8 protein-coding genes are annotated in these 11,862 nt (G+C 73.2%); 7 read left to right on the forward strand and 1 reads right to left on the reverse strand.

Going from position 1 to position 11,862, the window contains the following annotated elements:
• Positions 1–511 precede the first annotated feature (511 nt).
• The 5 genes from BM342_RS18575 to BM342_RS18595 all read left to right on the forward strand — a co-directional run bounded on the left by BM342_RS18575 (position 512) and on the right by BM342_RS18595 (position 7,170).
• Positions 512–1,909 (forward strand): threonine/serine exporter family protein, encoded by a 1,398-nt coding sequence (locus tag BM342_RS18575; protein ID WP_092969055.1) that lies wholly within the window; start codon positions 512–514, stop codon positions 1,907–1,909.
• Positions 1,910–1,970: 61 nt separating this feature from the next.
• Positions 1,971–2,543, forward strand: coding sequence for an orotate phosphoribosyltransferase (pyrE, locus tag BM342_RS18580; protein ID WP_092969057.1), 573 nt, complete (start codon positions 1,971–1,973; stop codon positions 2,541–2,543).
• Positions 2,543–5,947, forward strand: coding sequence for a hypothetical protein (locus tag BM342_RS20045; RefSeq protein ID WP_092969059.1), 3,405 nt, complete (start codon positions 2,543–2,545; stop codon positions 5,945–5,947). The genes pyrE and BM342_RS20045 overlap by 1 nt, the downstream gene beginning before the upstream one ends.
• Before the next feature lie 11 nt (positions 5,948–5,958).
• Positions 5,959–6,891: a nucleoside hydrolase gene (locus BM342_RS18590; protein WP_092969061.1), complete on the forward strand. Its 933-nt coding sequence runs from the start codon at positions 5,959–5,961 to the stop codon at positions 6,889–6,891.
• Positions 6,892–6,990: 99 nt separating this feature from the next.
• Positions 6,991–7,170 carry a hypothetical protein gene (locus BM342_RS18595; RefSeq protein WP_092969063.1) on the forward strand — a complete coding sequence of 60 codons (180 nt, stop codon included), beginning with the start codon at positions 6,991–6,993 and terminating at the stop codon, positions 7,168–7,170.
• Here BM342_RS18595 and BM342_RS18600 read toward each other — a convergent pair.
• Positions 7,167–8,654 carry a MocR-like pyridoxine biosynthesis transcription factor PdxR gene (locus BM342_RS18600; protein WP_092969065.1) on the reverse strand — a complete coding sequence of 496 codons (1,488 nt, stop codon included), beginning with the start codon at positions 8,652–8,654 and terminating at the stop codon, positions 7,167–7,169. The two genes, BM342_RS18595 and BM342_RS18600, sit on opposite strands and share 4 nt — an antisense overlap.
• Before the next feature lie 162 nt (positions 8,655–8,816).
• Here BM342_RS18600 and BM342_RS18605 point away from each other — a divergent pair, with 162 nt between their 5' ends.
• A complete protein-coding gene (locus BM342_RS18605) occupies positions 8,817–9,869 on the forward strand; it encodes an aldo/keto reductase (RefSeq protein ID WP_092969067.1) in 1,053 nt (350 codons plus the stop codon).
• A gap of 307 nt (positions 9,870–10,176) precedes the next feature.
• A complete protein-coding gene (locus tag BM342_RS18610; RefSeq protein ID WP_092969069.1) occupies positions 10,177–11,814 on the forward strand; it encodes an ABC transporter substrate-binding protein in 1,638 nt (545 codons plus the stop codon).
• Positions 11,815–11,862 lie beyond the last annotated feature (48 nt).

The raw sequence follows: 11,862 nt of genomic DNA on the forward strand, positions 1-11,862 counted from the left end.
CATTTTCAAGAGGATGATTGAACCATCGAAGGGTTGCAACGGCGCAACGAACCGCTCGATCACACGCCGTCACCATTCGAAAGGGAACCATCATGGCCACGCTCATCTTCGTCGCAGTCGCATCGATCGCCGGAATCGTCGGCACGATCGTTCTCGCCTCGCGCGACGGCTACCGCCGCCAGCCGACCGAGTCTTTCGCGCGCACCGTCTAAGGTCTCGCGAACCGCCCGGCATCGCCGGGCCCAGGGCCGCCCACGGAGAGGGACACTCCGCCGGGCGGCCCTTCATCGTGCGCCCGCGGCGCATCGGCATGCACTGGGGGGATGCCGATGCGGCGCGGTCGCCTCTCGAACGGCGGGCGCGATGGCGCCCGCCGTCGCACGACGGGCGCCCGCGGCATCCGTCGCCCGCGTGTGCTCGACGACCCGGGCCACGCAGGCGGATACGGTGAGCCTCGACATGCGCACGCGAGTGGGCGACGCACGCGGCCGAGCGGGGGCGAGGGGGAGCGATGACCGACGTCGTGGCCGACCAGGCGGTGCTGGGGCGCTTCCTGCTGGGGCTCGCCGAGGGCATGAACGCCGCGGGCGAGTCGGTCGACAAGATCGGCGAGACCATGAGCACCGTGTCGCGCGCCTACGGTCGCACCGACACCGACGTCGTCGTGCTGCCGACCGTGGTGCTCATCGAGACCGGGGCGGCGGGCGAGGAGAAGGTCGCGATCCGCTCGGCGATCAACGTCTCGTTCCGCTTCGACCAGATCGCGGCGCTCTACCGGCTCATCGAGCGGGCGCGCGTCGGCTCGATCGAGCCGATCGACGGCATCAACCGCCTCAACGAGATCGGCGCGATGCGCCAGCGCTTCGCCTGGCCGGTGCGGGTGTTCGGCCACGCGGTGCTGACCACCGGCCTCTGCCTGCTGCTCGCCCCGACGTGGCAGGGCGTCCTCATCTCGTTCGGGCTCGGCGCGCTGATCGGCCTGTTGAAGCTCGTCCGCTCGCCGACCCTGCAGCTCGTGTTCCCCGTGTTCGCGGCCTTCGTCTGCGCGTTGACCGTGTTCCTGCTCGCGCCGTACGTGGAGATCGGCGATCCGATCCGGCTGCTCATCGCCCCGCTCGCGACCTTCCTGCCGGGCGGCGTGCTCACCACCGCGACCGTCGAGCTCGCGGCCGGCCAGATGGTGGCCGGCGCGTCCCGGCTCGTGTTCGGCCTCGTGCAGCTCGCGCTCCTCGCCTTCGGCATCCTCGCGGCCGGCACCGTCATGGGCGTCGACGACTCCAGCTACGTCCCATTGGAGGCATCCGGCACCCTGCCCTGGTGGATCCCGGCGGTCGGGGTGCTGCTGTTCGCGGTCGGCAACTACCTGCACTTCTCCGCGCCGAAGGGCACGTTCGGCTGGGTGCTGCTCACGCTGATCGTCGCGTTCGCGGGCCAGCAGGTCGGCATCGCGCTCGTCGGCCAGACCGTGAGCGGGTTCATCGGGGCGCTCGCGATGACTCCGGTCGTGCTCTGGATCGCGACCCTGCGGCACGGGGCGCCGTCGCAGCTGACCTTCCTGCCCGCGTTCTGGCTGCTCGTGCCGGGGGCGGCCGGGCTCGTGGGCATCACCGAGGCGGTCGGCACGAGTGCGGGCATCGAGAACTTCGCGTCGGCGCTCATGTCGGTCATGTCGATCGCGTTGGGCGTGCTCATCGGCACGGCGCTCTACCGGTTCGTGCACCACGGCGCGGCGGAGATCGCGCAGTTCCACATCGAGGTCCCGTCGGCGCTCACGGAGGCCGAGGAGCCGCCGTTCTGGGCCCGCATCCTGCCGGGCACGCCGCGGTCGTTCTGGGGCCGTCGACGCCATGAGGAACCGAAGGATGCCGCGGGGCCGACGCGACCCGAGGCCGACGTCCGGTCGGAGTGACCGCCGAGCATCCCCCGAATACGGACCTTCCTCTCAGGCGAGCGCGCCGTAGAGTATTCGGGTGACGCTCCCAGACCCCCACAGCAGCGCCGACGTCCGTCAGCAGCTCATCGACCACATCTCCGCCGATGCGGTGTTCCACGGCGACTTCACGCTCACGAGCGGCAAGAAGGCCTCGTACTACGTCGACCTCCGCAAGGTGAGCCTCGACCACCGCGTGGCGCCGCTCATCGGCCAGGTCATGATCGACCTCATCGCCGACATCCCCGATGTCGCCGCGGTGGGCGGTCTCACCATGGGCGCCGACCCGATCGCATCGGCCGTGCTGCACCAGGGCGCAGCACGCGGGCTCACCTACGATGCGTTCGTGGTGCGCAAGGAGCCGAAGGACCACGGCCGCGGCCGTCAGGTCGAGGGTCCCGATGTCGCGGGCAAGCGCGTGATCGTGCTCGAGGACACCTCGACCACGGGCGGTTCGCCGCTCAAGGCCATCGAGGCGCTTCGCAAGGTCGGCGCAGAGGTCGTCGCGGTCGCGGTCGTCGTCGACCGTGCGACCGGGGCACGCGAGGTCATCGAGGCCGCCGGCGTGCAGTACCTCGCGGCGATCTACCTGGACGACCTGGGCCTGGCCTGATGTCGGGCGACCGGCAGGGCGGCGACGGCGCCGACTGGCTGCTCGCGCAGCTGGCGGCGGGCGGCGGTGAGCCGCGCCCGCAGCATCCCGTGACGCCTCCCTCGTTCGGGCAGCCGACGGCGTCGTCGGGCGCGGCTCCGGTCGAGCCGTCCCCGCCGTTCGCATCGTCAGCACCCGGCTCGTCGCGTGCACCGGCGCCTGCACCCCGTCGAAACGAGGAGGTGCTCGACTGGTTCTCGCTGGCCGAGCCCCCCGCACGAGACACCGGCACCCGCGCGCTGCCCGTCGTGGGCGAGGCGCTGCCGCCGGCGGCACCCGCCTCGGCCCCGCCCGTCGGCGGTTCGCCGTGGGCCGGCGGCGTGCACCCCGGTGCGCAGCCGCCCGCGCCGCAGCCGCCCGCGCCGCAGTACATCGCACCCCAGCCTCCCGCGCCGCAGTACATCGCGCCTCCCGTCGCGAGCACGCCCGCGCATCCGCAGTCGCTGCCGGTCGTTCCTCCCGTACAGTCGGCCGCCCCCGCGTGGAACGCCGCGCCCGCGGCTGCGCTGCCGCCCGTCTGGCAGGCCCATGCGCCTGCGCCTGCCGCCGAGCAGCAGCCCTGGGCCCCGGCGCCCGCTCAATTCCCGAGCGCAGCCCAGGCCCCCGCCTGGAACCAGCCGGCCGCGCCTCAGGCCGCCTGGAACCAGCCGGCGGCACCGCAGCCGTCGCCCCACGCGCCGCTGACCGTCGAGCCGCCCGTGGGGCGTCCCGAGCTGTACCAGCCGTCCGAAGCCGCTCCCGCGGCATGGGAGCGCGACCACGCGGCCGCCCCGCAGACATCCGCGCCGATCGTGCCCGGCCCCGCGACTCCGACCGCGCCGTTCGCCCTCACCTGGGGCGAGCCCGACAGCGGGGCGATCGACTCCGAAGACGCGCTTCGTGCCGCCTTCCGCCTGCTGTCGCAACCCGACGCGGCTGCGCCGGCAGTGCCCCAGGCTTTCGCCGGGCCCGCCGCGCCGGCTGATTCGGCCGCACCGACGTCTCCGGCCACGCCGACGTCTCCGGCTCCGAGTGCGCCGGCACAGGCGTTCGACGCGGTATCGGATGCCGCATCCGATGAATCCCCGTTCGCCGGGTTCGCTCAGCCGCCCGTCGCCCGCAGCTCGTTCACCCCGGTCACGCCGGCGGGCGCATCCGGCGATTTCGGCGCCGACCTGTGGTCCGCCATGCAGGAGCCCGAAGCCCCGCCCGCGGCGCCGGAAGCCCCCGAGCTCACGCGTCGGGAGCGCCTCGCGCTCGAGCAGCAGCAGCAGCTCGCCGCCGAGGCGGCCGCCGCCGCATCCGCCGACGTCGCCCACACGCGCGTCATCCCCGTCGTGAACCAGGCGTCCCAGCCGCAGTACGTGCAGCCGCAGTACCAGGAGCCGCCGCAGCACCAGGAGCCGCAGTACCAGGAGCCGCAGTACCGCGCGCCGCAGGCCGACGCGGCGCAGGTCGAGACGCCGTGGTACGAGGCGCAGCAGGTCTCCCCCGAACCCACGCAGCCGCGCGACGCGCCGCGCACGCCGTTCCCGGCGTTCGCCGCCGCCCCTGCAGCACCTGCTCCGGTCGCCCCGGCGCCGGCGCAACCGGTCGACGACCTGCTCGCCGCGCTCGGCGGCAGCGTGGCGGCCGCAACCGCGGCCGGAGCCGCGGCATCCGCGGCGCCCGCCGCCGCACCTGAGGGCGGCCGGTTCGCCGCATTCGCCGCCGAGACGACGCCGTTCGAGACCCGCAACCCCGTCGAGCCGCGGAACCCGTTCGAAGCCCTGAACGAGGTCGAGTCGCAGTCGGCGGCCGACGTGCCGTCGCGGGCCGACGCGCCCGATCCGTTCGGCGCGTTCGGCGCGCAGCAGGTCGCCGAGCCGCAGGTCGCCGACCCGTGGGCGGTCGAGCCGCAGGTCGATGCAGAGCCCGACGGCCTCACCGGTCTCGGCCTCACGTTCGACGACGATCCCGGTCGCGATCAGGCCGTGCCGCAGTTCGGCTCGGCTCGCGCCTGGTCGGCGGTCCCCGCCGAATCCGTCGCGGCCGACGAGGTGGGCGACGATGAGGAACCCGTCTACCAGTGGGGCATCCGACCCGACCCGACGGCCGATGACCCGCACGCCGATGCGCCGATGGGCTCTCCGCTGCGGTCGCTCGCCTTCGGCGGAGCGACGGCGGCCGCCTTCGCCTCGGCCGCGTCGGTTCGCGAACCGGCTGCGCCGGTCGTCGACCCCGCCGACCGGTACCCCGACGAGCAGCCGGCCCAGCCGTTCGACGTCGACGCCTCCGACTGGTTCGCCGAGCCGGCGGCAGAAGAGCCGCCGGCTGCGACCGCCATGCTCCAGGTCGTGCCGGAGCAGTACGAGCAGGCGACCGAAGCCCTGACGAACGACCCGTTCGCGTCCGCTCCCGACGGTGCGACGCAGCGCCTGCCGATCGCGCCGGCGGAGCCGTGGCGCGACGACCGGCACGCGGCCGCCCAAGACTCCGACGACGACAACCCGTTCGCCTCGCTCTTCGCTCCGACCGGCCCGGTCGGCGTCGCCGCGGGTGTCGGCGCAGCGTCCGGCATCGGTGCGGCGGCGGGCGGATTCGACGCGTTCGACGCGGCATCCGGTTCCGGTGCAGGCGGCGCAGGCGCATCCGGTCCCGCGCGCGGCTACAACGGCAACTCGGGCTCGGATTCGGGCTCCGGCGCCGCAGGGCCCATGCGCGGCGGTGCAGGGGGCGCCTCCGGCGGAGGCTACCCGGGCGGATCGGGCGGCTCCGGTTCGGGCGGATCGAGCGGTTCGGGCAAGGGCGGTCCCGGCAAGGGCGACTCCGGCGGGCGCGGCCCGGCCAAGCCGCTCATCTGGGTGGCCGGCGGTCTCCTCGTGCTCGTCGTGCTCGCGGGCCTGTTCTTCCTCGGCTCGAAGCTCGTGGGCGGTGACGCCCTGGCGTCGATGTCCCCGTCGGCGAGCGAGAGCGACACCGCATCGGACACCCCGGCGCCGGCGCCCACCGCACCGCAGCCGATGGGCGTGCATGCGTGGAACACGCTGTTCGGCGGCGAGTGCCTCGACCCCTTCGCTTCCGCATGGGAAGAGGAGTACACGGTCGTCGACTGCGGCGTCGCGCACGCTGCGCAGCTCGTGTACCGCGGCACGCTGCCCGGTGACGAGGCAGCGGCGTTCCCCGGCGAGGCCGAGCTCGGCGCGCAGATGAACACCCTCTGCACGGCGGCGGGCATCATCGACGTGGCGGCGGCAGCCGGCGTGCCCGACCTGCAGGTGCAGGGCAGCTACCCGGTGACCGAGGAGCAGTGGGCGGCAGGCGAGCGCACGTACTACTGCTTCGCGAACCGTGCGGGCGGCGAGCCGCTCACGGGTTCGATCGCCGGCCCCGGCCCGACCGCCTGATCCGCGACCGCATGGGCATCCCCGTCATCGTCGACTGCGATCCGGGCCACGACGACGTCTTCGCACTGTGGCTCGCGGCCGGGCATCCGTCGCTCGACCTGCTGGCCGTCACGACCGTCGGCGGCAACGTGCCGCTCGAGCACACGAGCCGCAACGCGCGCATCGTGCTCTCGGTCGCAGGGGTGGTCGACGTGCCGGTGGCGGCCGGCGCCGCGGGTCCGCTCGTGCGCGAGCTCGTGACAGCCGAATGGATCCACGGCGAGAACGGCCTCGGCGGCCCGGTGCTGCCCGAACCGACCGTGCCGTTGGACCCGCGCTCGGCGACCGAGCTCATGACCGACGTGCTCGAGGCCTCCTCGGAGCCCGTCGCGATCATCGCGACCGGGCCGATCACGAACGTCGCGGTCCTGCTGCGCGACCGCCCGGAGCTCGCCTCGCGCATCCGGGAGATCGTGTGGATGGGCGGCTCGACCGAGCGCGGCAACGCCACGCCGTACGCCGAGTTCAACGCGCTCGTGGATCCCGAGGCGCTCGACCTGGTGCTGCGCAGCGGCATCCGCTTCACGATGGTCGGACTCAACGTGACGCACCGCGCGCTCGTGACGCCGACCGTGCGGGCGAGCCTCGCGGCGGTCGGCACGCGTACGTCGGCGTTCGGCGACGAGCTGCTCGAGTTCTTCTGCCGCACGAACGACGAGGTGTTCGGCATGCCGGACGGTCCGCTGCACGACCCGGTCGCGGTGGCCGTGCTCGCCGACCCGGCATCCGTCGCGGTTCGGCACACGCGCCTCGACGTGGAGCTCGTGGGCACCGAGACCACGGGCGCCACGAGCGCCGACTTCGACGGCATGCTCGCGCGCGAGCCGAACGCCTGGGTCGCGGTCGACCTCGACGTCGAGCGGTTCTGGGCGGGCGTCGCCGACGCGGTCGCGCGCCTCGCCTGACTCGGGGCTGGTCGGCTGCGTGACGGAGTGCCGGGCGTCCCGGCCTTCGGGTGATGCGGCGGCGCAGACGATAGCATTCGGCCAATCGAGGAGGTCGCCATGGACTGGACGTTCTGGGCAGGACTGGTCGGCATCGCCGCGCTCTGGGGGCTCACGCAGTGGTTCTTCTCGAACCGGCGCCATTCCGAGAAGACCCGCGGTCGCGACTCCGAATCCGCCGACGCGATGATCGACATCGACCGGGGCAAGGCGCAGTCCGACGTCTGGCGGGGCCTCTAAGGTTCGCGCCCGGCCGTCGCGGCCGCCGTGCGGATCGCGGCGGCGAGCCGCGCCACCGCCTCGTCGACGAGCGCGTCCGAGAGGTTGCCGTATCCGACCACGAGTGCGTCGGGTGACCCGGAGCGCGCTGCCTCGGCACCGGGCGCCGCGGTGGCGCGATAGCGGGCCAGGTCCGAGACCGCGACCTCGAGGCCGGATGCCGCGTGCCGCACGTCGCGAGCCGAGACCCCGGGCGGCAGCCCGACCATGGCGTGCATGCCCGCGGCGATGCCCGTCACCGGGAGCTCGGGCAGTTCGCGCTGGAACGCCGCGAGCAGGGCCGCGCGCCTCCGACGGAAGCGGCCGCGCGCGGCCCGGAGGTGGCGTTCGAGGTCGCCCGAGGCGATGAACTGGGCGAGGGCGACCTGGTCGAGCACCGACGGGCGTGCGCGGTCGGCCGTCGGCATCCGGGACCGCAGCCCCGCCGGGATCACCGCCCAGCCGAGGCCGAACGCCTGCGCCATCGACTTCGAGAGCGACCCGACGAGCACCACGCGCTCGGGTGCGAGGCCCTGCAGGGCCGCGATCGGTCGCCGGTCGTAGCGGAACTCGGCGTCGTAGTCGTCTTCGATGAGCACGCCGTCGACCGCACGCGCCCAGCGCACGATCGCGTCGCGGCGCGCGGGGGACAGCGCGGCACCGACCGGGAACTGGTGGGCGGGCGTGAGGAGCGCGGCCCGCGCACCGGTGCGAGCGGATGCCGCGGCGAGGCGTTCGACGTCGACGCCCGCGTCGTCGACGGGCACCGGCACGGGCGTCAGCCCGGCGGCGGCCGCGACCTCGCGGAGCCGGCCCCAGCTGGGATCCTCGACGAGGATGCTGCGGTGCCCGCCCGCGCGCAGCCCGGCGACGACGGCCGTCATGCCGTCGGTCGCGCCGTGCGTGACGACGACGTCGTCGGGCGAGACGATCGCCCGGCGCGAGCGCGCGAGGTAGGCGGCGACGGCGGTGCGGGCGAGCGGATGCCCGAGCGGGTCGACGACCATGAGCTCGGCGTCGGGCAGCGTGTCGAGCGCGTGCCGCACGGCGGCCGCCCAGCGCGCGCGCGGCACGTGGCGCAGGTCGGGGATGCCGGGGCCGAGGTCGAACCTCGGTCGGCGGTACTCGCCGCGGAGCGGCCCGGTCGTGCGGGCGGGCGGCGCAGCAGACGGAACCTGCAGCGCATGCTCGGGCACGCGCGTGCCCGAGCCGACGACGGCCTCGAGGAAGCCCTCGGCCACGAGCTGGCCGTACGTCTCGGTGACGACCCAGCGCGAGACGCCGAGCGTCTCGGCGAGCACACGGCTCGGCGGGAGCGCCGATCCGGCCGGCACCACGCCGGCGTGCACGGCATCGCGGATGGCTCGCTCGAGGCGGTCCCGCAGTGGAGCCGGCCCGTCGCCGAGGGGCAGCAGCGTCTCCCAGGCGAGTGCGGGGCCCGTGCGGGGTGCGTCGTGTCGAGGCATCCGTTCGCCCTCTCATGGTGGCCGCGAGGCGTGATAGGCCCGAGGCCGGTCAGGATTGGTCTGGTGCAGGCGTCTGCATTTGGAGTGTATGCCCGAACCGATGGACTCGTAGCGTCGAACCTGTCAGGGCGCCCGGCGCCACGCACCCACTCGGAGGACCCCATGCGATACCGCACCATCGGCAACGGCCGAACCGGCTTCGACGTCTCGACCATCTGCCTCGGCACCATGTACATGGGCACGAAGGTCGACGAGGCGACCTCGTTCGCGATCCTCGACCGCTTCGTCGAGGCCGGCGGCACCTTCATCGACACGGCGAACAACTACAACCACTGGGGTCTCGGGCACGGCCGGGACAGCGAGGACGTCATCGGCCGCTGGCTCGCGAGTCGAGGCCGCCCGGACGGGCTCCGCATCGCGACCAAGGTCGGCGCCGGCAAGGCCGACCCGAACCTGCCCCTCTCGAACACGCCGCCCACGAACTTCGAGGGGCTCGGCGCCGTCGTCGTCGATCGCGAGGTGCGCGAGAGCGCACGGCACCTCGGCGTCGAGCGCATCGACGTGGTCTACGGGCACGTCGACGATCTCGAGACGCCGCTCGCCGAGACCGTCGGGGCGTTCGGGGCCCTGCAGGACGAGGGCCTCATCGGGATCTCGGGCATCTCGAACGTCGCGCTGTGGCGCGTGGTCGAGGCGCGCGAGGAGGCGCTCCGGCAGGGCGTCGCCCCGTACGGCGTCGTGCAGCAGCAGTACAGCTACATCCACCCGGCGCCGAAGCTCGGCCGCCACAACTTCGCGACACCCGAGCTGCTCTCGTACGCGGCATCCACCGGGGTCGACGGCCGGCCGCCGCTCGCGGTGACCGTGTACTCGCCGCTGCACCAGGGCGCGCTCACGCGCACCGACAAGACACTCTGGGGCGGGGTCGACCACCCGACCACGCGCGAGCGGCTCCGCCGGCTGCACGAGGTGGCGCGCGAGGCGGGCGCCACCCCGAACCAGGTCGCGCTCGCGTGGATGATCGGCAGCGAGATGCCCGTGATCCCCGTCACCGGGCCGTCGAGCATCGCGCAGCTCGAGGAGGTGCTCGGCGCCGCGGACCTCGATCTCGACCCGGTGCTGCGAGCTCGGCTCGACGCCGAGCCCGAGGCTGCGCCGGCTCCGGGCCTCGACTCGGCCGAGGCTGCAGAGGTGGCAGACACCGCAGCCGCCTGAGCCCGAACGCGATGTCCGCCGGCCGGGCCGACCTGCGGCGTCGATGACGTCGTGTGTCGGCCCGGCCGGCCCGTTCGCGCGCCGTCGCCGCGTCACGGCGCGTCACGAACCGGCGGTGGAACCCCCGGAATCGGTCCCGCGTGACCTCGATTGACCTGTCGTGACCGAGCGTGACCCGCATGACGGGCGAGGCTCGCGGGGGCCCGGGGCTGTGGGTAACGTCAGCGCGACCCGAGCCGGACCCCGGCTCGCCCCGAGCCGGACCCCGGCTCGCCCCGAGCCGATGACCCCCCGAGGAGCACACGACATGACCGCACGACGACCACTGGCGCTCGCGATGACCGCAGCGGCCGCCATCACCGCACTCGGCCTCGCCGGCTGCGCGACCACGCCCGCCGCGAACGGCGGAGAGCGCGTCGAGGGCGGCACCATCGTCTACGGCCACCAGCAGGAACCCGCGTGCGTGTTCGGCGGCTGGATCGAGCAGGCCTACCTGAGCTACAACGTGCTCGACAGCCTGGTCTCGCTCGACGAGAACCACGAGGTCGTGCCCTGGCTCGCCGAGGAGTGGAGCGTCTCGGACGACGGCCTGCACTGGACCTTCCAGCTCAAGCCCGACGTGAAGTTCACCGACGGCAGCGACCTGACCGCCGAGGTCGTCGCCTACAACTTCGACTACTGGGTCAATGAGGGCGGCAACAGCACGGCCCTCGCCTGGCTCGGCGGCTACTACGAGTCGGCCGAGGCGGTCGACGACCTCACCGTGCAGGTCGACCTCTCGCAGCCGTACCCGCGACTGGCCGACAACCTCACGCAGGGCTACTTCGGCATCCAGTCGCAGGAGGCGCTCGAGACCCGCACCGACGAGGAGAACTGCGAGGCCCCGATCGGATCGGGCGCCTTCGTCGTCGACCACTGGGACCGCGGCCAGGAGATCGTGCTCACGCGCAACGACGACTACACGAGCCCGCCCGCGAACGCGGAGCACACCGGCGCCGCGTACGTCGACGAGGTGCAGTGGAAGTTCATCTCCGACGCCACCACGCGCGTCGCGGCGCTGAAGAGCGGCGAGCTGAACGCCATCTACGACGTGCCCGCCGTGCAGTGGGAGAGCACGAAGGATGCCGGCTTCCAGCTCGAGAAGTACATCACCCCGGGCCGACCCCAGCAGCTCACCTTCAACACCGCACAGGGCGTCTTCACCGACGAGAAGGTGCGCCAGGCGTTCGCGTACGCGCTCGACCGCGAGCAGATCGTCGAGTCGATCGGCCACGGCGTGATCCCCTACGAGGGCAACGGCGGAGTCAGCCAGACCACTCCGGGCTACAGCCAGAAGGCCGCCGACTGGTACACCCAGGACCTCGACAAGTCCGCCGAACTGCTCGACGAGGCCGGCTACACCGAGACGGATGCCGACGGCTTCCGCTCGAAGGACGGCGAGACGCTCGCCGTGACGCTGCCCTACTTCGCGGGCTCGATCATCAACGCAGACGGTGCGTCGATCCTGCAGGGCGTGCAGGAGCAGGCCAAGCAGGCCGGCTTCAAGGTCGACCTCATCCCAGTGCCGCAGGCCGAGGCCTTCGCCGGTGCCTACAGCAAGCCCGACGAGCGCGACATCTACCCCGGCTACTGGACCGCGGTGACCAGCGGCATCCTGCAGATCAACTGGGGCGCCGGAGCCGACGGCAACCCGAACTACTGGAACGCCTCGTTCACCGACTACCCCGAGCTCCAGGCCATCATCCTCGAGGCCAACTCCGAGCCCGACGTCGACCAGCAGAACGCGCTCTACGAGCAGGCCCAGGAGTACATCGCCGAGCACGCACTGTCCATCGGCGTCTACGACCGCCTCTCCACGCTCGCCGTCTCGCCCACCTTGAGGGGCGTCTGGCAGGAGAACGCACAGGGAGGACCGACCTTCTATGACGCCTACTTCGTCGAGTAGCACGCGGGCCGCCGGCCGGCGGCCCGCGACCGAGGCCGCAGGCACGGG

This window comes from Agromyces sp. CF514 (assembly GCF_900113185.1).
Lineage (GTDB): Bacteria > Actinomycetota > Actinomycetes > Actinomycetales > Microbacteriaceae > Agromyces.